Consider the following 23,889-nt stretch of genomic DNA (forward strand, 5'->3'; position numbering starts at 1 on the left):
CCGGTCAAAAATTCACGCCGCGGCGGCGCGGACCGCCTCGGCGAGTGCATCGAGGGTGGACTGCATCAGCGCCTGGTCGTCGGCCTCCACGGTCACGCGCACCACCGGCTCGGTGCCGGACGGGCGCAGGAACGCGCGGCCGCGCCCCTGCACTGCCGCCTGCGCGCGAGCCAGCGCGGCCTGCACGCTGTCGGCCTCGGCCGGCTTGCCGCCGTTGCCGCAGCGCACGTTGACCGTCTTCTGCGGAAGCTTGAGCACGCCGGCCAGCGCCTGCTGCAGGGTGAGCCCGCGGCGCTTGAGCACTTCCAGCACCTGCAGCGCACTGATGATGCCATCGCCCGTGGTGGCGCGGTCCAGGCACAGCAGGTGGCCGGAAGCCTCGCCGCCGAGGATGCCGCCGTGCGCGAGCAGGGCCTGGTGCACGTAGCGGTCGCCGACCTTGCTGCGCAGGAAGCCGATCCCTTCGCGTTGCAGCGCCTGCTCCAGCCCGTAGTTGGTCATCAGCGTGCCGACCACGGGACCGCGCAGGCGGCCGCTGGCCTGCCAGTCCGTGGCCAGCAGGTAAAGCAGGTTGTCACCATCGTGGACCGCGCCATCGCTGTCGACGAACAGCAGCCGGTCGCCGTCGCCGTCGAAGGCGATGCCGAGGTCGGCGCCGGTGGCACGCACGCGCTCGGCCAGCCCTTCGGGGTGCATCGAGCCGACGCCGTCGTTGATGTTGGTGCCGTTGGGCTCGACCCCGATGGTGTCGACCCGCGCGTCGAGCTCGCGCAGCACGAGCGGGGCGATCTGGTAGGTCGCGCCATGGGCGCAATCGACCACCACGTGCATGCCGGTCAGGTTGAACCGACGTGGTACGGAGCTCTTGCAGGCCTCGACGTAGCGCCCCACCGCGTCGCGGGTGCGCAAGGCCTTGCCCAGCCGCTCGGAGGCCACGGTGGTGAACGGGCGGTCCAGCGCGGCCTCGATCGACAGCTCGGTGGCGTCGTCGAGCTTCTCGCCTTCGGCCGAAAAGAACTTGATGCCGTTGTCGTAATGCGGGTTGTGCGAGGCGGAAATGACGATGCCGCCATCGGCGCGCATCGAGCGGGTCATGTGCGCGACCGCCGGCGTGGGCATCGGACCCATCAGCTGCACGTGCACGCCGGCCGCGACCAGCCCGGCTTCCAGTGCCGCCTCGAACATGTAGTTGGAGATGCGCGTGTCCTTGCCGATCACCACCAGCGGCTTGCGCAGGTCGCCGCGCGCTTCAGCCGCCTCGCGCAGGGTGTGGCCGTAGGCGTTGCCCAGGCGCAGCACGAAATCGGCCGAGATCGCCCCTTCGCCGACATGGCCGCGGATGCCGTCGGTGCCGAAGTAGCGACGGCTCATGCGGCCACGTCCCGCGGCGCGGGCTGGCGCGTCATCATGGCCACCAGGGTGGCGATGCGGTCGCGCAGCTCGCGGCGATCGCAGATCTGGTCGATCGCGCCGTGCTCGCGCAGGAACTCGGGGCGCTGGAAGCCTTCGGGCAGGGTTTCACGCACCGTCTGCTCGATCACGCGCGGGCCCGCGAAGCCGATCAGCGCGTCGGGTTCGGCGATGTTGACGTCGCCCAGCATCGCGAACGAGGCGGAAACGCCGCCGGTGGTGGGGTGGGTCATCACCGAGATATAGGGCAGCCCGGCCTGGCGCAGGCGCCCGAGCGCCGCCGAGGTCTTGGCCATCTGCAGCAGCGAAAACAGGCTTTCCTGCATGCGCGCGCCGCCGCTGGCGGAAAAACACACGAAGCCCGAACCGGTTTCGAGCGCACGCTCCACGCCGCGGGCGAAGCGCTCACCGACCACCGACCCCATCGACCCGCCCATGAAGGCGAAATCGAACGCGGCGGCCACCATCGGCATCTGCTTGAGCCGGCCCTCCATGACCACCAGCGCGTCGCGTTCACCGGTCGCCTTCTGCGCGGCCTTGATGCGGTCGGCGTAGCGCTTCTGGTCCCGGAAGCGGAGCACGTCGGTCGGGCCCAGATGGCCCGCGATCTCGCGCAGCTCGCCGGTGTCGAGGAAGGTGCGCAGCCGTGCGCGGGCGCGGATCGGCCGATGGAAGCTGCACTTGGGGCAGACCTCGAGGTTCTCCTCGAGCTCGGGCCCGTAGAGCACGGCGCCGCAGCGGTCGCACTTCTCCCACAGCCCCTCGGGCACGCTGCGCTTGCGGGCCGCGCCAGACTCGGTGCGGATGTGCGGCGGCATCAGTTTCTTCAACCAGGACATGCTTGGCGTCGGATCCGTTGGCGGCGGCGGCCGCGAAGGCGCGCAGTTTAGCGCACGGGCCGGTGTCGCCATGGACGGTCCGGGGCCGTTCCCGGTCCGGCCAGCAGGCCACGGCGGCTCTCGCCCTTCCCGCGTCCGGAACCGGCGGCCGGCGCCGGGGGAGCGCGATCAGCCCAGCGCGGCCCGCAGCGGGACCAGGAATTCCGCGGCACGCGCAGCCGCATCGGCCGGGTCTGCCGCATCGGCCATCGCCGAGACCAGCGCGCTGCCGACCACCACCCCGTCCGCGTCCACCGCCATGGCCGCGGCGCTGGCGGCGTCGCGGATGCCGAACCCGGCCACCACCGGCACCGGGCTGTGCGCCCGGATCTGGCGCAGGTGGGTCGCGGCCGCCTTCGGGTCGAGGCGTTCGGATGCGCCGGTCACCCCGGCGAAGCTGACGTAGTAGAGATAGCCTTGGGCGTTGTCCAGCAGCAACGACAGGCGCGCATCGGGTGTGGTCGGCGACGCCAGCAGCACCAGCGCCACCCCGTGCGCGGCGAAGGGCTCGCGGAACTCCGGCGATTCCTCCGGCGGCAGGTCGACCAGCAGCACACCGTCCACCCCCGCCTCGGCCGCGTCACGGGCGAACTGCTCCGCGCCGCGGATCTCGACCGGGTTGAGGTAGCCCATCAGCACCACGGGCGTGTCCATGTCGCGCTCGCGGAACTCGCGCACCGCGCCCAGCACCCAACCCATCCCCGCACCGCGTGCCAGCGCGCGCTCGGAGCTGCGCTGGATGGTCGGCCCGTCGGCCATCGGGTCGGAAAACGGCACGCCCAGCTCCAGCACGTCCGCGCCGGCGGCAACCAGCGCATGCATGACCGGAACGGTGGCCTCCAGCGACGGATCGCCGGCGGTGATGAAGGGGATCAGCGCCTTGCGGCCGGTGGCGCGCAAAGCCTGGAAACGCTGCTCGAGTCTGCTCATGCCTGGCGTCCAGGGAGGGTGGTGCGGCCACGGATTCGCGCGGATGAACGCGGATCCGGCAGTTCGAAGCCAAAGTGCGGCTGTTTCATTGCGATGGTCCTGTCTGCTGTCGATCCGCGTTCATCCGCGTCATCCGTGGCCGAATCAAACCTCCACCCCTTCGCGCGCGGCAATGGTGTGCACATCCTTGTCACCGCGGCCGGAGAGGTTGCACAGCACCAGCGCGTCCTTGGGCAGTTCACGCGCGAGCTTGATTGCCTGGGCGACGGCGTGGCTGGATTCGAGCGCCGGCAGGATGCCTTCGCTGCGGGTGAGCTTGTGGAAGGCGGCCAGCGCTTCCTCGTCGGTCACGCCGACGTATTGGGCGCGGCCGGTGTCCTTGAGGAAGGCGTGCTCGGGGCCGACGCCGGGATAGTCCAGGCCGGCGGAGATCGAATGCGTCTCGGTGATCTGGCCGTCGTCGTCGCAGATCACGTAGGTGCGGTTGCCGTGCAGCACGCCCACGCGCCCGGCCGACAGAGAGGACGCATGGCGGCCCGTATCGATGCCCTCGCCCGCCGCCTCGGCGCCGACGATGCGCACGCCCGGGTCGTTGAGGAAGGCATGGAACAGGCCGATCGCGTTGCTGCCGCCGCCCACGCAGGCGGTGATCACATCCGGCAGGCGCCCGTAGTCTTCAAGCATCTGCGCGCGCGCCTCGCGCCCGACCACGGCATTGAAGTCGCGCACCATGCGCGGATACGGGTCGGGCCCGGCCACGGTGCCGATGATGTAGAAGGTTTCGCGCACGTTGGTGACCCAGTCGCGCATCGCTTCGTTGAGCGCGTCCTTGAGCGTGGCCGAGCCGCTGGTCACCGGCACCACGGTCGCGCCCAGCAGCTTCATGCGGTAGACGTTGATCTTCTGGCGCTCGATGTCGGTCGCGCCCATGTAAACCACGCACTCCAGGCCCAGCCGCGTGGCGACCGTGGCGCTGGCCACGCCGTGCTGGCCGGCGCCGGTCTCGGCGATGATCCGCGTCTTGCCCATGCGCGCGGCCAGCAGCGCCTGGCCGATGGTGTTGTTCACCTTGTGCGCGCCGGTGTGGTTGAGGTCCTCGCGCTTGAGCAGGATCTGCGCGCCGCCCACGTCGCGGCTCAGCCGCTCGGCGTGGTAGATCGGGCTGGGCCGGCCGACGTAGTGCTTGAGGTCCTTGTCGAAGGCGGCCACGAACGCAGGGTCGACGCGCGCGGCGTCGTAGGCCGCCGCAAGTTCCTCCAGCGGCCCCATCAGGGTTTCGGCGACAAAGCGCCCGCCGTGGCGGCCGAAGTGGCCTGTGGCATCGGGGTAGGCGTGGAAGTCCTGCGGGGAGGGATTGGCGCTCATCAGTATGTGCCGGTGCTGCGGATGCATCGCACTCTAGCGCACATGTCTGCGCGCAAAAACCGATAAGATCTGGGCAACTCATCAGTAAAACTCACATGTCCGGTCACGATCTCCCGGCGCTCAATGCGCTGCGCGCCTTCGAGGCTGCCGCGCGACTTGGCGGTCTGGGACGCGCCGCTGCCGAACTTCACGTGACCCACGGCGCGGTCAGCCGCCAGGTGCGCCTGCTGGAGGACGAGCTGGGCGTGGCGCTGTTCACGCGCGAAGGGCGCGGCCTGCGCCTGACCGATGCAGGACGGCGCCTGGGCGAAGCCACCGGCACCGCGTTTGCCCAGATCCAGGCGACGGTGCGCGGGCTGCGGCGCGGCAGCGAGCCGGGCACCCGTGTCATCGGCTGCCCGGGCAGCCTGCTGGCGCGCTGGATGATCCCGCGCCTGGAGCAGTTGCGTAGCGATCTGCCCGGCCTGCAGCTGCATCTGTCGCCCCACGAAGGCGCGTTCGCACCCGCCCTGCCCGGCCTGGACGCCGCTGTGCTGATCGCGGAGCCACCCTGGCCGGCGCAATGGCGCGTGCACGTGCTGGCACCCGAACGCATCGGGCCGGTGGTCGACCCGCGGCATCCATCGGCAGCGCGACTGGCCGGCCGGCCGGCCGCGGCGCTGCTGGAGGAAGACCTGCTGCATACGGCGTCGCGCCCACAGGCCTGGCCACAGTGGGCGCGCCACCACGGGCTGGATCCGGCCGCGTTGCGCCAGGGAACCGGCTTCGAGCACCTGTACTACCTGCTGGAAGCGGCGGTCGCCGGTTTGGGCGTGGCGATCGCGCCGCAGCCGCTGGTGGCGGGCGAGCTCGCCAGCGGCCGCCTGGTGGCGCCCTGGGGCTTCATCGAAACAGGCGCGCACTGGTGCCTGTGTACCCGCGCGGATGCGGATCCCCAGCTCGAGCGGCTGGCGGCATGGCTGCGCGCGCAGCTTGCGGCAGCGGATTGAGCGCGTCGCCTCGCGATCCGGGCTAGGGCGCAGCGGAGAAATCCAGCTTTCGGACAATCCACTCCCGCAGGCGCGGATGTGCGCCGCGCCAGCCTCAGCCTTCAGCCGCAATCGGCGCGGCGCACTTCCTCGACGAAGCGGCGCATGCGCGCACCGTCCTTGGCACCGGGGAGGCCGTCGCGTGCTTCCACGCCGCTGGCCACGTCCACGCCCCAGGGCCGGGTGGCCATGACCGCATCGTGCACGTTGTCGGGCGTCAGCCCGCCCGCGACGAAGTAGGGTTTGGTAACGCCTTTGGGCACGCGCGACCATTCGAATGCGCGTCCGCCGCCACCGCCCTCGCCCGGCGCGTGTCCGTCGAACAGGAAGCCTGCTGCGCTGGGCCAGCGCGCGTGCAGCTCCAGCGCGTCCAGCCGGGCGTCGCCGCCCATCGCCACGGCCTTGAGGTAGCGCAACCCGAAGCTGCGGCAGAAGGCCTCGTCCTCGTCGCCGTGGAATTGCAGCAGCGAAGGGCGGACACGCGAGATCACCTCGCGCACCTCCTCGACCGGGTTGTCCATGAACAGCGCCACCGCATCCACCATCGGCGCCAGCGCCTCGCGCATCGCCGCCGCCTGCCCCGCATCCACCCGGCGCCGGCTGCGCGCCGCGAAGACGAAGCCGACCGCATCGACCCCGAGTTCGCCGGCAAGGCGCACATCGCCGGCGCGGGTCATGCCGCAGAACTTGATGCGGGTGCGAAACGGGGGCATGGACACAATCGGGATTCCAGGGGGCGATGCGGCATTGTGCGCGGTTCAGGCGAAGGCGGACAACGCGCCCGCGTCCGCGCCGGCTTCAGGCCAGCGTGACCTCGTTTGGCAGTCCATGCGCAGCCGGATACAGCGGACCGACGAACACCAGGCCATCGGCCGGGGCGGTCGGACCCGCAAGCCTGCGGTCGCGGCCGGCCAGCAGGCCGCCGATCCAGGCCTCGTCCTGCGCACCAGCGCCGACCTCGAGCAGCGAGCCGACGATGTTGCGGACCATGTGGTGCAGGAAGGCGTTGGCCTGCACGTCGACGACGACGAGATCGCCCTCGCGCCGGACCTCGATGTGCTGCAGCTCGCGCCGGCCGTGGTTGGCCTCGCATTCGCTGGAGCGGAACGCCCCGAAATCATGCTCGCCCAGCAGCGCCTGCGCGGCGCGGTGCATCGTCGCCGCATCCAGCGGGCGCCAGTGCCAGGACAGCCACTGCCGCGCCAGGGCCGGTCGCACCCGTCGGTTGAGGATGCGGTAGCGATAGCGCCGTGCCACCGCCGAGAAGCGCGCGTTGAAGTCGTCGGCGACCGGCCGGCACCAAGTCACGCTGACCGAGGGCGGCAGGCGCGTGGTCGCGCCGAGGGTCCAGGCGCGCAGGTCGCGCGCGGCTTCGCTGTCGAAATGGGCCACCTGGCACTGTGCGTGCACACCGGCGTCGGTGCGCCCGGCGCAGACGGTGACGACATTGGCGTCGGCCACCGCGCTGAGCGCCGCCTCGAGCACGCCCTGCACCGTGGCCCCGTCGTGCGCGCCAGCCTTGGTCAGCCGCTGCCAGCCGCTGAAGCCAGCGCCGTCGTACTCGACGCCGATCGCGTAACGCGGCACTTCAGGCCAGATCGCGCAGCAGCCGCTCGGCCTCGCCGCGCGCGTCCGCGTCGCCCGAAGCCGCCACTTCCTGCAGCAGGCTGCGGGCGGTCTCGACGTCGCCCAGGTCGATATAGGCGCGCGCCAGCTCGATGCGTTCCTGTCCCGCCGGGGCCTGGTTGAGCGGCGCGACCGACGCGGCATCGCCGCCGGCGTGCCAGGTCGGCGAGCCACCCGTGGCCGCGGCGGGCGCGTCGCGCCAGGACACCGCGGCCTGCATGGAAATCGGCTTTTCGACAGCAGGCGCGGGCGCCGGCACGACATCCGCCACGGGCACGACTGCCTGCGGTTCCGGGGCGACTGCCTGCTGGGCGGACGTCGGCTGGGCGGCCGTGCGCTGGGTCGGCGCCGACGCGAAGCCATAAGCTGGCTTGCGTGCAGGTTCAACCGGCTTGCGCCGCGAGCGCAGCCACCAGGCCAGCAGGCCTGCAACCAGCAGGCCGAGTCCGATCCACAGCCACGGCAGGCCCGCAGTGGCGGCGGCCTGCGCATCGGGCTGGGGCTGGCTGGCCTGCGCATTGCTCTGGGCAAGGCGCTCCTGCGCGGCGGCCAGCTCGCTGTCCTTCATCTGGATCAGCTGCTGCTGCTGTTGCTGGAGTTGTTCCAGCTCGGCCAGGCGCGTCTGCAGCTCCTGCACCTCGGCGTCGCGCGCGGCCAGGGTTTCACGCGTCTGGGTCAGATCCTGTTGCTGCAGCATGTCGCCCTCGCCTCCGGCGGCCGTGCCGGTCCGTGTACCTGCCTGCTCTTGTCCGCCGCTGCCGGCCGGCACGATCTCCAGCCGCGCATCGGCCACCCGCGCGGACGGCTGTGCGGCCGATGCCGGATCCGCGGCAGCGGCAGGTGCCGCGGCCTGCGCCGCTTCTGCGCCAGCATCCGGCTGCACCACGGGCCGCCGCATCTCGCGCCAGCGCGCAACGTGCTCGCGGACCAGGGCATTGGCCTCGGCCACGCTGGCCTGCGACCAGTCTTCCTGCGGCGGCACACGCAGCACCGCGCCCTGCCGGATCAGGTTGAGGTTGCCGCCGATGAACGCCTCGGGATTGGCGCGCAGCAGGGTCAGCATCACCTGGTTGAGGCTCTGGCCGCTGCCTGCCGAGAGCTCGGCGGCGATCCGGCCCAGCGTCTGGCCCTGCTGCACGGGTCCGTATTCGTCCGACGCCACGGCCGCGGCGGGCGCCGGAGGCTCGGGCGCAGGCGCAGGTGCGGGCGCAGGAGCAGGCCCCGTCGACTCTTCGGCGACGGGCTGCTCCGGTTCGGTCCCGGCTGCCGGCACGTCCTCGGGCTGCGCATCGTCGGCGGCCTGCCCGGCCTGCGGGACGCGCGCAATCACGTTCGACGGCGCGGCTTGCGGCGCCTGGATCGGCGGCTGCGCCGGCGCGGCCACCGTCTGCGGCGTGTCGACCAGGGCCGAGTATTCGCGCACCAGGCGCCCCTGCCCCCAGTCCACTTCGATCAGGAAGGTCAGCAGCGGCTGCTGCACCGGCACGTCGCTGGTAATGCGGATCACCGGACGCCCGCGCGGATCGAGCGCGATCGTGAAGCGCAGGCCCGAGACCAGGCCGGTCGGCGGCTCCAGCCCGATGCGCCGGAACGTCTCGGGCGAAGCCAGGCGCGCCTGCAGGTTGTCCAGCTCCGACGGATCGGTGGAGATGATCGGGATCTCGGCCAGCAGCGGCTCGCCGGCCTGCGACTTCACCTCGATCTGGCCCAGGCCCAGCGCCAGCGCTGCCGGCATGTGCAGCAGCAGCGCCAGCAGCAGGACGAGGCGGCACGCCAGCGTCTTCAAGAGAAGGTCCCCATGGATTCCGGATCAGAATCAGTCGAAATGACGCTCGCAACGTATTGATTGACGTAGCGATCGTCAAGCGGCGCGACGCGAACCTGGTGCCGCGCCAAGCGACATCTGCGCGACGCGACCCGCTTGGACGCCCCGTCTCAGCCCTCCGCAGCCACCAGCTCGGCCAGCTGCACGGCGTTGAGTGCGGCGCCCTTGCGGATGTTGTCCGAGACGATCCACAGGTTGAGGCCGCGCGGGTGCGACAGGTCCTCGCGGATCCTGCCGACGTAGACCGCATCCTTGCCCGAGGCATGGCTGACCGGCGTCGGATAGCCGCCCGGCTTGCGGTCGTCGACCACCTCGATGCCCGGCGAAGCGGCCAGCAGCTCGCGCGCGGCCTCGGGCGTGACCTTTTCGCGGGTTTCGATCGCCACCGCCTCGGAGTGCCCGTAGAACACCGGCACCCGCACCGCGGTCGGGTTCACCAGGATCGACTCGTCGCCGAGGATCTTGCGCGTCTCCCAGACCAGCTTCATTTCTTCCTTGGTGTAGCCGTTGTCCATGAACGCATCGATGTGCGGGATCAGGTTGAAGGCGATCTGCACAGGGAACTTCTGCGGGTCGATCTCCTGGAAGGCCAGCAGCTGTGCGGTCTGCTTGCCGAGTTCCTCCATCGCGCTGCGGCCAGCGCCGGACACCGACTGGTAGGTGGCCACGTTGATGCGCTCGATGCCGTACTTGCGGTGCAGCGGCGCCAGCGCGACCAGCAACTGCATGGTCGAACAGTTGGGGTTGGCGATGATGCCGCGCGGCCGGTTGCGCACCTGCTCGGGGTTGACCTCGCTCACCACCAGCGGCACGTCGTCGTCGTAGCGGAAGGCCGAGGAGTTGTCGATCACCACGGCACCGGCGGCGGCGAACTTCGACGCGTACTCCTTCGAGGTGTCGCCACCGGCGGAGAACAGCGCGATGTCGATGCCGGCGGGGTCGAAGGTCGCCAGGTCCTGGACGACGTGATCCTCGCCGCGGTACTCGACGGTGCTGCCGGCCGAGCGCTCGGAGGCGAGCACGACCAGCTTGCCGATCGGGAAATCGCGCTCTGCCAGGATCGACAGCATCACTTCTCCGACGGCGCCGGTGGCGCCGACGACGGCAACGTTGAAACGACGGTTGGGCGAGGTGCTCATGGGACAGGAATCCGGAAAGGGTGTGGGGCGCAGGGAATTCTGGACAGGTGCATCGGCGCGCGCGGATGCGCGCCGTCGCTGGTATTCGGGGGAACCCCCGCGCGGGACGACCGGCGTTGGCTCCCCTATCGTTTCGCGGTCGCTTTCCCGGTGACCGGCGTCGGCGGATTGCCGGCCTGCGGGCCACGGCCCAGCGCGGCGGTCAGGTTGTCGACGGCCAGGCTGGCCATCGCGCGGCGGGTGGCCCGGCTGGCGCTGCCCGCGTGCGGAGTCAGCACCACGTTACGCAGCGCCAGCAGCTTCGGGTTGACCGCAGGCTCGCCTTCGAACACGTCGAGCGCCGCCGAGGCAAGACGGCCGCCGGCAAGCGCCGCTGCCAGCGCGTCTTCGTCGACCAGGCCGCCGCGCGCGATGTTGATCAGCGTCGCGGTGGGCTTCATCTTCGCAAGGGCGGCGGCGTCGATCACGTGGCGGGTATGCGCGGAATACGGCAGGACCAGCACCAGGTGGTCCGAATCGCGCAGCAGTGTATCCAAGTCGACATACGTCGCACGACAGTTGCTTTCGACACCGACCGGCAGCCGGCTGCGGTTGTGGTAGATCACGCGCATTCCGAAGCCGTGCGCGCCGCGGCGTGCGATGCCCTGCCCGATCCGGCCCATGCCGAGGATGCCCAGCGTGCTGCCGTGCACGTCATGGCCCAGCAGGGTGTCGAACGACCACTGCGTCCAGCGCCCCTCGCGCAGCCAGCGCTCGCCCTCGGTGATGCGGCGCGCCGCGGCAAGCAGCAGGGCGAACCCCATGTCGGCGGTGGTTTCGGTGAGCACGTCGGGCGTGTTGGTGGCGACGATGCCGCGCGCGGCCAGCGCGGCCACGTCGAGGTTGTCGTAGCCGACGCCGACGTTGGCGACCGCGCGCAATGACGCCGCGCCGGCGATCTCGGCTGCGCCGATGCGTTCGTTGAGGGTCACCAGCGCGCCGTCGACGTCGCGCAGCCTGTCGGCCACCGCAGCCGGCGACCACGCGGTGACCTCGCGCGTGGCCTCGACGTCGAAATGCTCCGCCAGCCTGCCGACGATGTCGTCGAACAGCGGCTGAGACACCCACACCCGTGGCCGGACTTCAGCCATCCGGCGCCGCGGGAATGCGCGGCGACACCTCGCCGACATCGCCGCACTGCGCACGGTGGCGCAGCGCCTGGTCGATCAGCACCAGCGCCAGCATCGCCTCGCAGATCGGCGTGGCGCGAATGCCGACGCAGGGATCGTGGCGGCCGGTGGTGATGATGTCGACCACGTTGCCGTCGACGTCCACGCCTTCCACCGGCAGGCGCAGGCTGGAGGTCGGCTTGAACGCGACCGAGACCACCACCTGTTGCCCGGTGCTGATGCCGCCGAGCACGCCGCCGGCGTGGTTGGACAGGAAGCCGCCAGGCGTCATCACGTCGCGGTGCTGCGTACCCTTCTGCGCCACCGAGGCAAAGCCCTCGCCGATCTCCACGCCCTTGACCGCGTTGATCGACATCATCGCCGCGGCGATGTCGCCATCGAGCTTGCCGTACACCGGCTCGCCCCAGCCCGGCGGCACGCCGTCGGCCACGGCGACGACCTTGGCGCCCACCGAATCACCCGACTTGCGCAGCGCGTCCATGTAGCTCTCGAGTTCCGCAACCTGCCCGGCGCAGGGCCAGAAGAACGGGTTGTCCTCGACCACGCTCCAGTCGTGCGCGCGCGGCACCACGTCGCCGATCTGCGCCATGTAGCCGCGCACGCCGACGCCGCGCGCGAACAGCCACTTCTTGGCGACCACCGCCGCGGCGACGCGCATCGTGGTCTCGCGCGCCGACGAACGCCCGCCGCCGCGCGGATCGCGCAGGCCGTACTTCTGCCAGTACGCGTAATCGGCGTGGCCGGGACGGAACTGGCGCGCGATGGCGCCGTAGTCCTTGCTGCGCTGGTCGGTATTGCGCACCAGCAGCGCGATCGGCGTGCCGGTGGTGACGCCTTCGTACACGCCGCTGAGGATCTCGACCTCGTCGGCCTCGCGCCGCGCCGAAGTGTGGCGGGTCTTGCCGGTGGCGCGCCGCGCCAGGTCGTGCGAGAAATCCTCCGGCGCGATCGCGACGCCGGGCGGGCAACCGTCGATCACGCAGCCGATCGCCGGCCCATGCGATTCGCCGAAGGTGGTGACGCGGAAAAGATGACCAAACGTGTTCAACTTGACGCCTTCCTGATTCCGTCATTCCCGCGAACGCGGGAATCCATGCGGTTGATCCATCCATCTGGAATGGCAGTCCAAAGATCGCGCCACTCCGGCTACGAAACTAGAACAGGCGACCACCGGCCGAATCCACGACCTCGGCCGATGTCACGCGACCCCCGCGCGCATCGGCAAGCGCCCGGATCCGCGCATGGTGCGAAACCAGGTCGTGGCGCTCGACCACGAACACGCCCATCTGTCCGACCTTGAACTCCACCCAGATCAGCGGCAGCCCCGGCAGCAGCGCCGACAGCGCGCCTTCGGATTCGCCGACTTCGCACACCAGCAGGCCGTCCTCGGTGAGGTGCAGCGGTGCGTCGCGCAGGATCCGCAGCACGATGTCCAGGCCGTCGTTGCCGGCGCGCAGGCCCAGCTCCGGCTCGTGGGCGTACTCCTCCGGCAGCGCGTCGGTCTCGTCGTCGGTCACGTACGGCGGGTTGCTGACGATCAGGTCGTAGTGTTCGCCCTGCAGGTCGGCGAACAGGTCCGACTTCACGATGCGCGTATTGGTCGACAGCAGCCGCGATTCGTTTTCGCGCGCCAGCGCCAGCGCGTCGTCGCTGATGTCGGCGCCATCGACGTGCCAGTCGGGGTTGTAGTGCGCCATCGCGATGGCGATGCAGCCCGAACCGGTGCACAGGTCCAGCGCGCGGCGCACTTCGCGCCCGCCCAGCCAGGGTTCGAAGCCCGACAGGATCAGCTCGGCGATCGGCGAGCGCGGCACCAGGGCGCGCGCGTCGCTCTTGAAGCTCAGCCCGGCGAACCAGGCCTCGCCGGTGAGGTAGGCCGCCGGCACCCGCTCCTCGATGCGGCGCAGGAACAGCGCCAGCACATCTTCCTTCTCGGCCAGCGTCACCCGCGCCTGGCCATAGGCCGGGCCCAGGTCGTGCGGCAGGTGCAGGGCGTGCAGGGTGAGCTGGGTGGCCTCGTCGATGGCGTTGTCGTAGCTGTGCCCGAAGGTCAGCCCGGCCGCGCTGAAGCGGCTGGCGCCGTAGCGGATCAGGTCGATGATCGTCTGCAGTTCGTCGGTCATGGCGCTGTCCATCCCCGGCACGCCGCCGGTCGGCAAGTATAGCGAGCGGCGGGTATGATGGGCCGCTGTCGGCCTGGATTTACGGATGTTCAACCGTACCGTCATCATCGTGCTGCTGGTCGCCCTGTTTGCGGGACTGGGGCTGCTCGCTTCGCGCAAGTTCTTCAGCGATCCGGCCACGCCGCAGCCCTCGCTGCAGGCGGTGAAACTGTTCCCGCAGCCGCGCGAACTGCCTGACTTCGCGCTGCAGCAGTCCGACGGCACCCAGCTGATGCCGGGCGAGCTGCACGGCCACTGGACCCTGGTGTTCATCGGCTTCACCTTCTGCCCGGACGTGTGCCCGATGACGCTCGCGCAGCTGGCGCAGGCGCAGCGGCAATGGGAAGCGCTGCCCGACTCGACCCGGCCGCGCGTGCTGTTCGTCTCGGTCGACCCGGAGCGCGACTCGCCCGACCGCATTGGCGAATACGCCCACGCCTTCCATCGCGACACCCTGGCCGCGACCGCCGACGTGCCGTCGCTGGAGGCCTTCACCCGCTCGCTGTCGATGGTGTTCGCCAAGGTGCCGGCGCCCGACGGCGCGCCGGCCGACCAGTACTCGATCGACCACAGCGCATCGATGGCCCTGCTCGACCCGCAAGGCCGCATGGCCGGCGTGGTGACCGGCAGCGCCGTGGACGACCCGGCCGCGATCGCGGCCGACCTGCTGGCGCTGTCCGGGGCGGACGGCCCGTGAACCTGGTCACCGCGCTGACCTGGCTGCTGCCGCACCGGCTGCTGTCCTCGCTGGCGCGCGCACTGGCCTACTCGGACAATCCGCGCACGCGGGGCTGGCTGATCGACACGGTGACGCGGCGCTTCGGGGTCGACCTGTCGGAGGCGCAGGAGTCCGATCCAGGTGCCTACGCGACCTTCAATGCCTTCTTCACCCGCGCGCTCAAGCCCGGCGTGCGCGTGCCCGATCCCGATCCGCTGGCGCTGCTGATGCCGGCCGATGGCCGTGTCAGCCAGTGCGGGCGCATCGAGCAGGGCCGCATCTTCCAGGCCAAGGGCCGCTCGTTCACTGCCGCCGAACTGCTGGGCAACGAGGCTGCGGCGGCGCCCTACGCCGACGGCCTGTACGCCACGGTGTACCTGTCGCCCAAGGACTACCACCGCGTGCACATGCCCTGGACCGGGCGCCTGCGCGAGACCGTGCACGTGCCCGGGCGGCTGTTCTCGGTGGGTCCGGATGCGGTGGCCTCGGTGCCGCGCCTGTTCGCGCGCAACGAGCGCCTGGTCTGCCACTTCGACACCGACTTCGGCCCGATGGCCGTGGTGATGGTCGGTGCGCTGCTGGTGTCGGGCGTGGAGACGGTGTGGAGCGGCGAGGAGATCCCCGCCTACGGCGACAGCGTCACCGCGAAGAACTGGACCAGCGATGGGATCGTGCTGGAGCGGTTCGAGGAGATGGCGCGCTTCAACTACGGCTCGACCGTGGTGGTGCTGTTGCCGGCGGGCGTGGCCGAGCTGGATCCCTCGCTGAAGGCGGAAACCGCGGTGCGGCTGGGACAGGCGCTTGCAAGACGATCGGCGCCCTGACGCGACGCGACTGCGATCCGCATCACGGATCGTTGACACCACAACGGGTGTAGAGTGGCTTCGCTCGTCTCCCCACATGGTCGATGTCCGTCGGAATCGACCGACCGCGAACCCGCGCCACAGGAGCCGTCATGAGCCGCCTACTCGCCTTTCTCGCCTTGATTGTCGCCCTCGCCGCCTGCGCGAGCGGACCCCGCATGAGCCCTGCCGAGCGTCTGGCGGTTCTCGAAGCACACGCCGGCGAGCCGGTCAATTCCATCCGACACCCGGGCCGGTTCTCCGGCTGGAGTTCGGTGGGATCCAGCGCGCTGGTCCTGCACACGCGGCCCAGCCAGGCATTCCTGCTCGATCTGACCGGCCCCTGCAGCGATCTGCCCTTCGCCCACTCGATCCATATCTCCAGCCGCACCGGGTCGATCGTGGCGCGATTCGACTACGTCAGGCCGATGGGCCCGGGCACGTCGTCCATCCGGATTCGCTGCCACATCCGCAGCATCCGGCCACTCGACCTGGTCGCGTTGCGCCAGCCGCAGCAGGAACTGCTCGAAGCCACCTCGATCGAGCGCGAGGACGAGGCGCAGCAGGAAGACGGCGGCGACTGAGCCTGCCGGACCCCGGGCGGACACCTGCCCTTGGTCCGCGCCGGCCTGCCCGGCGCTGGAGCTGCGCCCGTGATCGCCTGGGAAGAATGCCCGGATAGCCCTGATTTGGCATTCCGAACGCAATCGTTTCGTTCGTGGATGTGTCCGGGTTTCTAGCGGCAGCCTTCCAGCTTCAGCTGCTGGCCCTGCCGGACCAAGTAGCGCGGCGGTTTGATGCCGTTGGCGGCGGCCAGCGATTTGGTATCGCAGCTGTAGCGTTGCGCGATGGCGACCAGGGTTTCGCCGGAAGCGACGCGATGGGTACGCGGCGCTGCTGGCGCCGGGGCCACCGTGGCGGCAGGTGCGGACAGCGCGGCCTGCTGCTGCAACACCGTGCCATCGGGCAAGGTCACCGTTTCCACATCGCCCACGCGCACGATCGCAGTGGACGGGTCGCTGTTGACCAGCTGCCGGGCGAGTTCGGCGCGCGCGCCCTTGGTGCACCAGCGCTCGTACAGGCCGGCCATGCGCACGGTGCCGTTGAGGCGCGCGCCTTGCGGGATCACCGCCTCGGCCTCGTACTGGGGATTGAGGTTGCGCAGCACGCGCATGTAGCCGTCGCGGGTATTGCCGTTGCCCAGGCAAATGGTCAGCTCGTAGATCGAGGCCGCACGCTTGAGCTGGAAGGTTGCCGGGCGGGTGTCCACGCGCGGGAAGTTCAGGCCGTACTCGCGCGGATGCAGGTAAAGCCAGGCCGCCGCGATCACCATCGGCACGTAGTCGCGGGTCTCGGGCGGGAACTGGCTGTAGACGTCCGGATCCCAGAAGCTGCGACCGCCGAACTCGCGATGCACGCGACGCGCCCTGCCCTCGCCGCCGTTGTAGGCGGCCAGCCACAGCTCGATGTTGTCGCCGCCCAATTCAGCGTAGCGCTCGCCCAGGTACACCGCGGCCGCGTCAGCCGAGGCGCGCGGATCGTAGCGGGTGTCAAAGCCGCGCCCGTCCAGCCCCAGGCCCAGGCGGCTGCCGGTGGCCGGCATGAACTGCAGCGGGCCGGTGGCGCCGGCGCGCGAGCGCGAGTGCACGCGGCCATTGGATTCCTTGGCCAGGATGCCGAACAGCAGCGCTTCGGGCAGGCCGCGACGCTTGAACGCCGGCGACATCAGGTGCTGCATGTACTGGAAGTTCTCGTGGCTGGTGATCAGCGCCACCCGCATGTCGGTCAGCCAGCGGCGGATGCCGGCCTGCACGGCAGGGTTCATCTGCACCTGCTCGAGGAAACGGCGGTCCTCGGCGCCCAGCAGCGCGGCGGCGGTGGCGCTGTCGGGCACTTCGCCGGTCGGCAGGTCGCCTTCCTCGGCGATGCTGTCGTCCGCTTCATCGCCGACCACGCCAGCGGCGGCATCGGCCTGCGCCTTGAGCAGCCGCTTGTAGCTGGCCAGCAGGTTGCCCGAGCCGCAGCCCTTGAGCTTGCCGCAATCGACGATCACGTCCTCCATGTCCTCGAGCGCGGCATTGCTTTCGTCCAGCCCGGTCGGATCGCTGTTGCCGATCTTCACCAGCGCGTCGCGCCAGCGCGTCTCGGCGGCGGCCATGCGCTGGTTGAGTGCTTCGATCGCAGCCACGGTGCGCCTGGACTGCGCCTGCGCGGCGGAGGGAACGACGGCGAGCACGAGCGCGCTGGCCAGCAGCAGGCCGCGCAGTGCAGGCATGGGCAGGGACGACATCTAGCACCGGGACCGCGGAGGGGGCCGGCAGGGTAGCCGCTGCCGCCGGGTGCCACAAGGAACTCAGGCCGATTCCGCGCAACCGCGCACTGCCGGCGCTACTTCGCCGGTGCGCCTGCCCGCACCCGGGACAAGGCTAGAATCCCGGGCAATCCACACCGGAACACGGACGCACGCATGCAGCCCATTCTTGTCGGCAAGGCCATCACCACCGGCGGGGGCGCCCAGGTGCACCTGCTGCCGCGCTACGGCAACCGCCACGGCCTGGTCGCCGGCGCCACCGGCACCGGCAAGACGGTCACCCTGATGACCCTGGCCGAGGGCTTCTCGCGCATCGGCGTCCCGGTGTTCATGGCCGACGTGAAGGGCGACGTGGCCGGTCTGGCCGTGCCGGGCGCCATGAACGACAAGTTGCTGGCCCGCGCCGCGCAGATCGGCGTGGAGGGTTACGCGGCCGAAGGCAGTCCGGTCGTGTTCTGGGACCTGTACGGCAAGCTCGGCCACCCGGTGCGCACCACCGTGAGCGAGATGGGCCCGACCCTGCTCGGGCGCATCCTCGAGCTCAACGACACCCAGTCGGGCGTGCTCGACATCGTATTCAAGCTGGCCGACGACCGCGGCCTGCTGTTGCTCGACCTGGCCGACCTGCGCGCCCTGCTCGGCCTGGTGGCCGAGGAGCGCAAGTCGATCTCGACCGAGTACGGCCTGGTGAGCCCGCAGTCGATCGGCGCGATCCAGCGCGCCCTGCTGCGGCTGGAGCAGGATGGCGGCAACCACGTGTTCGGCGAGCCGGCGCTGGAGCTGTCCGACCTGATGCGCACCACCCACGACGGCCGCGGCGTGATCGGCATCCTCGCCGCCGACCAGCTGGTGCTCAAGCCGCGCCTGTATTCGAGCTTCCTGCTGTGGCTGCTGTCGGAGCTGTTCGAGCACCTGCCCGAGGTCGGCGACCTCGACAAGCCGAAGCTGGTGTTCATGTTCGACGAGGCGCACCTGCTGTTCGACGATGCGCCGGCGGCGCTGCGCCAGCGCATCGAACAGGTGGTGCGCATCATCCGCTCCAAGGGCGTGGGCGTGTACTTCTGCTCGCAGTTTCCCGACGACGTGCCGGACGAGATCCTCGGCCAGCTCGGCAACCGCGTGCAGCACGCGCTGCGGGCGTTCACCCCGCGCGACCAGAAGGCGGTGCGGACCGCGGCCGAGACCTTCGTCGCCAATCCGGCGCTGGACGTGGTGCAGACGCTGTCGCGGCTGGGCACCGGCGAGGCGCTGGTGTCGACGCTGCAGGAAAAAGGCATCCCGATGGCGGTCGAGCACACCCTGGTCGCGCCGCCGCGCTGCCGCATGGGCGCGATCACAGAAGCCGAGCGTGCGCAGGTGCGCGCAGGCAGCCCGGTCGGCGGCAAGTACGACACGGCGGTGGATCGCGAATCGGCGGCCGAGATGCTGGCCGCGCGCGCGCAGGCCGCCACCGACGTCGCTGCAGCGCCGCCGGCGCGTGGCGGCCCCGGGAAGGCGGACGAGGGCGGCGGCTTTGGCAAGGCGGTGCGCGACGTGCTGTTCGGGAGCGGCCGGCGCCAGGGCGTGATCGAGGCATCCAGCAAGCAGGCCGCGCGCACGATCACCAACCAGATCGTGCGCGGCATCCTGGGCGGCCTGCTGGGCGGCAAGAAGCGCTGAGCGGCGCCGGAGCCGGATTGAATACGCCGCCCTGGACACTGGAGGCGCTGGGCGAGGACGCGGTCCTGCTGCGCCTGGGCGCGTGCGTCGAGCTGCAGCTCAACCGGCAGGTGCATGCGTTGGCCGCGCGCATCTCCGCCGCGCGCCCGCCGTGGCTGCTCGACATCGTGCCGGCCTATGCCGCACTCGCGCTCTACATCGATCCAGGACATCTGCTGGCCCGCGACCGCTTCGCCCGCGACCTGGCCGAAGACTGGCTGGCGGGGCTGCCGGCCGGGGACGCGCACGCTGCGGGGTGCACGGCGACCGGCACGATTGAAATCCCGGTCTGCTACGAGCGTGCCTGCGCACCGGACCTGGATGCCGTGGCGGCCCGGGCCGGGCTGGACCGGGACGAGGTCATCGCGCGCCATTGCGCACCGGAATACAGCGTCGGGATGATCGGATTCGCGCCGGGCTTTCCGTACCTGCTGGGGCTGGACCCGGCGCTGGCCACGCCGCGCCACGCCACGCCGCGCACCCGGGTGGCGGCCGGCAGCGTCGGCATCGGCGGCAGCCAGACCGGAATCTATCCGTCCGGCAGCCCCGGCGGCTGGCAGATCATCGGCCGCACGCCCACCGCGCTGTTCGATCCGCATCGCGCGGCGCCCAGCCTGCTGCAGCCCGGCCAGCGCCTGCGCTTCGTGTCGATCGCCCTGGCCGAGTACGCGCGCCTGGCAGCGACCGTGGACGACGCACGTGGCTAGGCCGGCATCGATCGGGATCATCGCGCCGGGCCTGCTGACCACGGTCCAGGGCGCGCCGCGCCACGGCCTGCGGCATCTCGGCGTGGCCAGCGGCGGTCCGGCCGATCCCTGGGCGCACGCACTGGCCAACCTGCTGGCGGGCAATCCGGTTGGGCACGCCGGCCTGGAGATCACACTGGTCGGGCCGACGCTGCGCTTCGGCCAGGCGGCGCGCGTGGCGATCTGCGGCGCCGCCATCGAGGCGCGCGCGAACGGCATGCCGGTGCCGGGCAATCGACCGGTCGACCTGCCGAGAGGGACCACCCTCGCCTTCGGACCCTGCCTGGACGGCGCGCGCAGCTATCTGGCCGTGGCCGGCGGACTGGAGGTCGAGGCGGTCCTGGGCAGCAGCAGTACCGACCTGCGCGGCGGCTTTGGCGGCCTGGACGGGCGCGCCGTGCGTGCGGGCGACCAACTCGCGATCGGCGGCCGCTCCGCGTCGCCTTCGCGCCAGCTGCAGGTCGCGCGCTGGTGGATCGACGCCAATCCCCTGCCCTATGCCCATCCGTCTGGGCGGCCCTGCACGATCCGGCTCCTGCCCGGGGCCGATGCGGTGGACGGCGTGTGCGGCCCGGTCTGGCAGGCGGATGCACGCAGCAACCGCCAGGGACTGCGCCTGCAGGGTGCGGCCCTGCAGGTGGCAGATCGTGATGAGCGCATTTCCGAACCTGTCTCCCCCGGCACCGTCCAGCTGCCGCCCGACGGCCAGCCCATCGTGCTGCTGGCCGATGCGCAGACCCATGGCGGCTATCCGCGCATCGGCCACGTCATCCGCGCCGACATCCCGCTGCTGGCGCAGATGCGTCCCGGCGCACGGCTGCACTTCCTGCCCTGCACGCCGGCGCAGGCCAGCGCGGCCAATGCCGAGCAGCGCCAGCGCCTGCACCGCATCGCCCTGGCCATCGAGGCGAGGACCCGCGCGACATGACGGCACGCATCGACTTCAACTGCGATCTAGGCGAAGGCTGCGGCGACGATGCCGCGATCGTGCCCTGCATCAGCTCGGCCAGCATCGCCACCGGCGGCCATGCCGGCGACGCGCGCAGCATGCGCGAGGCGATCGCGCTGTGCCTACGCCATGGCGTGGCGATCGGCGCGCATCCTTCGTTCGTGGACCGGGCGCACTTCGGCCGGCGCGAGCTGTCGCTGCCGCCGGCGGAAGTGCATGCCCTGGTCCGCGACCAGGTCGAGCTGCTGGCAGCGCTGTGTACCCAAGCCGGCACCGTACTTGCCCACGTCAAGCCGCACGGCGCGCTGTACAACCTCGCAGCGCGCGATGCAGGCATCGCCGACGCCATCGCCCGCGCGGTCCACGACTCCGATCCGCGCCTGTGGCTGTACGCCCTGGCCGGCTCCGAGCTGGCCCACGCCGGCGCACGCCTGGGCCTGCCGGTGGCGCAGGAAGTCTTCGCCGAACGCGCCTACACCGCCGACGGCCGCCTGGTGCCGCGCGATCAGCCCGGCGCCGTGGTCCCGGACGTGGAGGCTGCGCTCGCCCAGGTGCGCAGCATGCTGCGTTCGGGCACGGTGACCTCGATCGACGGGCACGTTGTGCCGATCCGCGCCGACACGCTGTGCCTGCACGGTGATCGCGCGGACGCCGCCGCGTTCGCCTCAGCCTTGCGCGGCGCGCTGCGCGCCGAGGGCTTCGCCATCCTCTCCCCCGCCACGCGGATGCCGCACGCATGAGCTACTGGCCCCTGGTCGGCATCGCGCTGGTCGTGATCGGCTTCGCCCTGCGCCTCAACCCCGCACTGATCGTGGTCGCGGCGGGGCTGGTCACCGGCCTGGTTGCAGGGAAAACGCCGGTGCAGGTGCTGGAGCTGCTGGGCGAGTCGTTCACCAAGCAGCGCTACCTGACGGTATTCCTGCTGACCCTGCCGGTGATCGGCCTGCTCGAGCGGCACGGGCTGAAGGAACACGCCCAGGCCTGGATCACGCGCCTGCGCGGCGCGACCGCGGGGCGCCTGCTGATCGCCTATCTCGGCGCGCGGCAGCTTGCGTCCGCGCTCGGCCTGACCAGCCTGGGCGGGCATCCGCAGACGGTGCGCCCGCTGCTGGCGCCGATGGCCGAAGCGGCCGCCGAGGCGCGCCACGGGTCGCTGCCGGAGGACAGCCGCGAGCGCCTGAAGGCGCTGTGCGCGGCCACCGACAACGTCGGCCTGTTCTTCGGCGAGGACATCTTCATCGCCTTCGGCGCGGTGCTGCTGATGCAGGGCTTCTACGCCGAGCACGGCATCGTGCTCGAACCCCTGCATATCGCGCTGTGGGGCATTCCGACGGCGATCTGCGCCTTCGTCATCCATGGCGCGCGGCTGGCGCGGCTCGACCGGCGCCTGCAGCGTGAGGCCGCCGCCCTCGCCGCGCGTACGGTCACGCCGGTCGATGTCGAAGGCAAGACGCCATGATCAGCCTGCAGTGGATCTACTGGCTGGTTGGCGGCACCCTGCTGTGGACCTCGCTGCGCGCTGCGCGCGACCGCGCCAATCCGCGCCGCTTCGCCAACGCGCTGTTCTGGGGCCTGGTCGCGCTGGCCATGCTGGCGGCCGAGCGGATGCCGCCGGCCGTGGTCGGCGGCATCGTGGTCGTGCTCGCCTGCCTGGCGGCATTTGGCCTGGGACGGGGACGCTGCGACGAAGGCACGCCAGCCGGGCGCGAAGCGTCGGCGCGCCGCCTGGGCAACCGGCTGTTCATTCCAGCGCTGCTGATCCCGGTGGTCGCGGTGCTGGTGGCCGTGCCGTTTGCCGACATCGAGCTGGGCGGCACGCGCGTGTTCGGCGCGCAGCTGACCACCCTGGTCGGGCTGGGGGTGGCCTGCGTGCTGGCGGTGATCGCCGCGCTGCTGCTCACGCGCAGCACGCCGGTCGCGGCGATCGAGCAGTCGCGCCGGCTGCTGGATGCGATCGGCTGGGCCGCGCTGCTGCCGCTGCTGCTGGCCACGCTCGGCAGCGTGTTCGCGGCCACCGGCGTGGGCGAGGCGGTGGCCGGAGTGATCCGAATGCTGATCCCGGTGGAGAACCGCTTCGTCGTGGTGGTGGCCTATGCGCTGGGCATGGCCGCCTTCACCATGGTGATGGGCAACGCCTTTGCCGCCTTCCCGGTGATCACCGCCGGCGTCGGCCTGCCGCTGCTGGTGCAGATGCACGGCGCCGATGCCGCATCGCTTGCGGCGATCGGCATGCTGTCGGGCTACTGCGGCACCCTGCTCACGCCGATGGCGGCCAACTTCAACCTGGTGCCCGCGGCCCTGCTGGAACTGCGCGATCCCAACGCGGTGATCCGCCAGCAGGTGGCGACCGCGCTGCCGCTGCTGGCCTGCAATATCGTGCTGATGTACTTCATCGTGTTCCGCTGATGACCGACGACGCCACTTCGATGCCCACCGTGCTGCTGACCGGATTCGGTCCCTTTGGCGGCCACGGCGACAACCCCAGCCAGGCCGTGGTGCGGGCGCTGGACGGCGAGGTCGTGGCCGGCCACCGCATCGTCGGCCACGCGCTGCCGGTGGTGTTCGGCGAGTCGCTGCGCGCGCTGCGTCGCGCAATCCGCCAGGCGCGTCCCGCGCTGGTGGTCTGCGTGGGCCAGGCCGGCGGCCGCGCGAACATCTCGCTCGAGCGTGTCGCCATCAACGTAGACGACGCGCGCATTCCCGACAACGCCGGCGCGCAGCCAATCGACACGCCAGTGGTCGCGGGCGGGCCGGCGGCGTATTTCACGACGCTGCCGGTCAAGGCCATGCTGGTGGCGATGACGCGCGCGGGGATCCCCGTCGAGGTCTCGCAGACCGCCGGCACCTTCGTCTGCAACCACGTGTTCTATGGGCTGATGCACACCCTGCGCAGGCGCAAGGCGGTGCGCGGCGGCTTCATCCACATCCCGTATTCCGATGCACAGGCTGCGTGCCATCCCGGCCAGCCCGGGCTGCCGCTGGAGACGATGGTCGCGGGCGTGCGGATCGCGGTGGAAGCGGCGCTGTCGCATGCGGTCGACATGGCGGTCACTGCCGGCGCGGAGCATTAGCCGATCCCTGCGGTGACGCCAT

At 71.0% G+C, this 23,889-nt stretch carries 23 protein-coding genes; 11 read left to right on the forward strand and 12 right to left on the reverse strand.

Annotated elements, in window-relative coordinates; translation table 11 throughout:
• Positions 1-12: 12 nt before the first annotated feature.
• The 4 genes from glmM to trpB form a co-directional block, all read right to left on the reverse strand.
• Positions 13-1,371 (reverse strand): phosphoglucosamine mutase, encoded by a 1,359-nt coding sequence (gene glmM / locus ACW5EG_RS08965; RefSeq protein WP_457021285.1) that lies wholly within the window; start codon positions 1,369-1,371, stop codon positions 13-15.
• On the reverse strand, positions 1,368-2,249 hold the full coding sequence (gene accD, locus ACW5EG_RS08970; protein ID WP_457021286.1) for an acetyl-CoA carboxylase, carboxyltransferase subunit beta: 882 nt from the start codon (positions 2,247-2,249) through the stop codon (positions 1,368-1,370). Before accD ends, glmM begins: the two co-directional genes overlap by 4 nt.
• Positions 2,250-2,417: 168 nt before the next feature.
• Entirely contained in the window at positions 2,418-3,218 is an 801-nt protein-coding gene (trpA, locus tag ACW5EG_RS08975) for a tryptophan synthase subunit alpha (RefSeq protein WP_457021287.1), read from the reverse strand.
• A 144-nt stretch (positions 3,219-3,362) separates the two neighbouring features.
• Positions 3,363-4,583, reverse strand: coding sequence for a tryptophan synthase subunit beta (gene trpB / locus ACW5EG_RS08980; RefSeq protein WP_457020019.1), 1,221 nt, complete (start codon positions 4,581-4,583; stop codon positions 3,363-3,365).
• 95 nt (positions 4,584-4,678) lie between these two features.
• Between trpB and ACW5EG_RS08985 the strand changes: the two genes are divergently transcribed.
• Positions 4,679-5,572, forward strand: coding sequence for a LysR family transcriptional regulator (locus ACW5EG_RS08985; protein WP_457020021.1), 894 nt, complete (start codon positions 4,679-4,681; stop codon positions 5,570-5,572).
• Positions 5,573-5,673: 101 nt separating this feature from the next.
• On the opposite strand, the gene ACW5EG_RS08990 is transcribed toward ACW5EG_RS08985, so the two are convergent.
• The 7 genes from ACW5EG_RS08990 to prmB form a co-directional block, all read right to left on the reverse strand.
• Positions 5,674-6,330, reverse strand: coding sequence for a phosphoribosylanthranilate isomerase (locus ACW5EG_RS08990; protein WP_457020022.1), 657 nt, complete (start codon positions 6,328-6,330; stop codon positions 5,674-5,676).
• A gap of 79 nt (positions 6,331-6,409) precedes the next feature.
• Entirely contained in the window at positions 6,410-7,198 is a 789-nt protein-coding gene (gene truA, locus ACW5EG_RS08995) for a tRNA pseudouridine(38-40) synthase TruA (protein WP_457020024.1), read from the reverse strand.
• 1 nt (position 7,199) lies between these two features.
• Positions 7,200-9,023, reverse strand: coding sequence for a type IV pilus assembly protein FimV (locus tag ACW5EG_RS09000; RefSeq protein WP_457021288.1), 1,824 nt, complete (start codon positions 9,021-9,023; stop codon positions 7,200-7,202).
• 149 nt (positions 9,024-9,172) lie between these two features.
• Positions 9,173-10,201, reverse strand: a complete 1,029-nt coding sequence (locus tag ACW5EG_RS09005) for an aspartate-semialdehyde dehydrogenase (RefSeq protein WP_457020026.1) — start codon at positions 10,199-10,201, stop codon at positions 9,173-9,175.
• A 125-nt stretch (positions 10,202-10,326) separates the two neighbouring features.
• Positions 10,327-11,331: a 2-hydroxyacid dehydrogenase gene (locus tag ACW5EG_RS09010; protein WP_457020028.1), complete on the reverse strand. Its 1,005-nt coding sequence runs from the start codon at positions 11,329-11,331 to the stop codon at positions 10,327-10,329.
• Entirely contained in the window at positions 11,324-12,418 is a 1,095-nt protein-coding gene (gene aroC / locus ACW5EG_RS09015; RefSeq protein ID WP_457020029.1) for a chorismate synthase, read from the reverse strand. Before aroC ends, ACW5EG_RS09010 begins: the two co-directional genes overlap by 8 nt.
• 106 nt (positions 12,419-12,524) lie before the next feature.
• Positions 12,525-13,505 carry a 50S ribosomal protein L3 N(5)-glutamine methyltransferase gene (gene prmB, locus ACW5EG_RS09020; RefSeq protein WP_457021289.1) on the reverse strand — a complete coding sequence of 327 codons (981 nt, stop codon included), beginning with the start codon at positions 13,503-13,505 and terminating at the stop codon, positions 12,525-12,527.
• 73 nt (positions 13,506-13,578) lie between these two features.
• Here prmB and ACW5EG_RS09025 point away from each other — a divergent pair, with 73 nt between their 5' ends.
• The 3 genes from ACW5EG_RS09025 to ACW5EG_RS09035 all read left to right on the forward strand — a co-directional run bounded on the left by ACW5EG_RS09025 (position 13,579) and on the right by ACW5EG_RS09035 (position 15,676).
• On the forward strand, positions 13,579-14,229 hold the full coding sequence (locus ACW5EG_RS09025; RefSeq protein ID WP_457020031.1) for an SCO family protein: 651 nt from the start codon (positions 13,579-13,581) through the stop codon (positions 14,227-14,229).
• Positions 14,226-15,074 carry an archaetidylserine decarboxylase gene (asd, locus tag ACW5EG_RS09030; protein ID WP_457020032.1) on the forward strand — a complete coding sequence of 283 codons (849 nt, stop codon included), beginning with the start codon at positions 14,226-14,228 and terminating at the stop codon, positions 15,072-15,074. Before ACW5EG_RS09025 ends, asd begins: the two co-directional genes overlap by 4 nt.
• Before the next feature lie 83 nt (positions 15,075-15,157).
• Positions 15,158-15,676 (forward strand): DUF6491 family protein, encoded by a 519-nt coding sequence (locus ACW5EG_RS09035; protein WP_457020033.1) that lies wholly within the window; start codon positions 15,158-15,160, stop codon positions 15,674-15,676.
• 152 nt (positions 15,677-15,828) lie between these two features.
• Here the strand turns inward: ACW5EG_RS09035 and ACW5EG_RS09040 are convergent, their stop codons facing one another.
• A complete protein-coding gene (locus ACW5EG_RS09040; protein WP_457020035.1) occupies positions 15,829-17,382 on the reverse strand; it encodes a transglycosylase SLT domain-containing protein in 1,554 nt (517 codons plus the stop codon).
• Between the two features lie 177 nt (positions 17,383-17,559).
• Between ACW5EG_RS09040 and ACW5EG_RS09045 the strand changes: the two genes are divergently transcribed.
• The 7 genes from ACW5EG_RS09045 to pcp are packed head-to-tail and all read left to right on the forward strand — an operon-like array spanning position 17,560 to position 23,867.
• Positions 17,560-19,062, forward strand: coding sequence for a helicase HerA-like domain-containing protein (locus ACW5EG_RS09045; protein WP_457020036.1), 1,503 nt, complete (start codon positions 17,560-17,562; stop codon positions 19,060-19,062).
• A gap of 17 nt (positions 19,063-19,079) precedes the next feature.
• Positions 19,080-19,808, forward strand: coding sequence for a 5-oxoprolinase subunit PxpB (pxpB, locus tag ACW5EG_RS09050; RefSeq protein ID WP_457020037.1), 729 nt, complete (start codon positions 19,080-19,082; stop codon positions 19,806-19,808).
• Entirely contained in the window at positions 19,801-20,775 is a 975-nt protein-coding gene (locus tag ACW5EG_RS09055; protein WP_457021290.1) for a 5-oxoprolinase subunit C family protein, read from the forward strand. Before pxpB ends, ACW5EG_RS09055 begins: the two co-directional genes overlap by 8 nt.
• Positions 20,772-21,536 (forward strand): 5-oxoprolinase subunit PxpA, encoded by a 765-nt coding sequence (locus ACW5EG_RS09060; protein ID WP_457021291.1) that lies wholly within the window; start codon positions 20,772-20,774, stop codon positions 21,534-21,536. The genes ACW5EG_RS09055 and ACW5EG_RS09060 overlap by 4 nt, the downstream gene beginning before the upstream one ends.
• On the forward strand, positions 21,533-22,255 hold the full coding sequence (locus ACW5EG_RS09065; protein WP_457020040.1) for a DUF969 domain-containing protein: 723 nt from the start codon (positions 21,533-21,535) through the stop codon (positions 22,253-22,255). Before ACW5EG_RS09060 ends, ACW5EG_RS09065 begins: the two co-directional genes overlap by 4 nt.
• On the forward strand, positions 22,252-23,202 hold the full coding sequence (locus ACW5EG_RS09070) for a DUF979 domain-containing protein (protein ID WP_457020041.1): 951 nt from the start codon (positions 22,252-22,254) through the stop codon (positions 23,200-23,202). The genes ACW5EG_RS09065 and ACW5EG_RS09070 overlap by 4 nt, the downstream gene beginning before the upstream one ends.
• Complete coding sequence (pcp, locus tag ACW5EG_RS09075) at positions 23,202-23,867, forward strand: pyroglutamyl-peptidase I (protein ID WP_457020042.1); 666 nt, start codon at positions 23,202-23,204, stop codon at positions 23,865-23,867. Before ACW5EG_RS09070 ends, pcp begins: the two co-directional genes overlap by 1 nt.
• Positions 23,868-23,889 lie beyond the last annotated feature (22 nt).

This window comes from Luteimonas sp. A611, assembly GCF_054072715.1.

Coding starts and splice junctions, on each gene's coding strand:
- glmM (WP_457021285.1), bottom strand. CDS start 1,371: ATGAGCCGTCGCTACTTCGGCACCGACGGCATCCGCGGCCATGTCGGC.
- accD (WP_457021286.1), bottom strand. CDS start 2,249: ATGTCCTGGTTGAAGAAACTGATGCCGCCGCACATCCGCACCGAGTCT.
- trpA (WP_457021287.1), bottom strand. CDS start 3,218: ATGAGCAGACTCGAGCAGCGTTTCCAGGCTTTGCGCGCCACCGGCCGC.
- trpB (WP_457020019.1), bottom strand. CDS start 4,583: ATGAGCGCCAATCCCTCCCCGCAGGACTTCCACGCCTACCCCGATGCC.
- ACW5EG_RS08985 (WP_457020021.1), top strand. CDS start 4,679: ATGTCCGGTCACGATCTCCCGGCGCTCAATGCGCTGCGCGCCTTCGAG.
- ACW5EG_RS09005 (WP_457020026.1), bottom strand. CDS start 10,201: ATGAGCACCTCGCCCAACCGTCGTTTCAACGTTGCCGTCGTCGGCGCC.
- ACW5EG_RS09010 (WP_457020028.1), bottom strand. CDS start 11,331: ATGGCTGAAGTCCGGCCACGGGTGTGGGTGTCTCAGCCGCTGTTCGAC.
- prmB (WP_457021289.1), bottom strand. CDS start 13,505: ATGGACAGCGCCATGACCGACGAACTGCAGACGATCATCGACCTGATC.
- ACW5EG_RS09025 (WP_457020031.1), top strand. CDS start 13,579: ATGTTCAACCGTACCGTCATCATCGTGCTGCTGGTCGCCCTGTTTGCG.
- ACW5EG_RS09035 (WP_457020033.1), top strand. CDS start 15,158: ATGTCCGTCGGAATCGACCGACCGCGAACCCGCGCCACAGGAGCCGTC.
- ACW5EG_RS09040 (WP_457020035.1), bottom strand. CDS start 17,382: ATGTCGTCCCTGCCCATGCCTGCACTGCGCGGCCTGCTGCTGGCCAGC.
- ACW5EG_RS09045 (WP_457020036.1), top strand. CDS start 17,560: ATGCAGCCCATTCTTGTCGGCAAGGCCATCACCACCGGCGGGGGCGCC.
- ACW5EG_RS09060 (WP_457021291.1), top strand. CDS start 20,772: ATGACGGCACGCATCGACTTCAACTGCGATCTAGGCGAAGGCTGCGGC.
- ACW5EG_RS09065 (WP_457020040.1), top strand. CDS start 21,533: ATGAGCTACTGGCCCCTGGTCGGCATCGCGCTGGTCGTGATCGGCTTC.
- ACW5EG_RS09070 (WP_457020041.1), top strand. CDS start 22,252: ATGATCAGCCTGCAGTGGATCTACTGGCTGGTTGGCGGCACCCTGCTG.
- pcp (WP_457020042.1), top strand. CDS start 23,202: ATGACCGACGACGCCACTTCGATGCCCACCGTGCTGCTGACCGGATTC.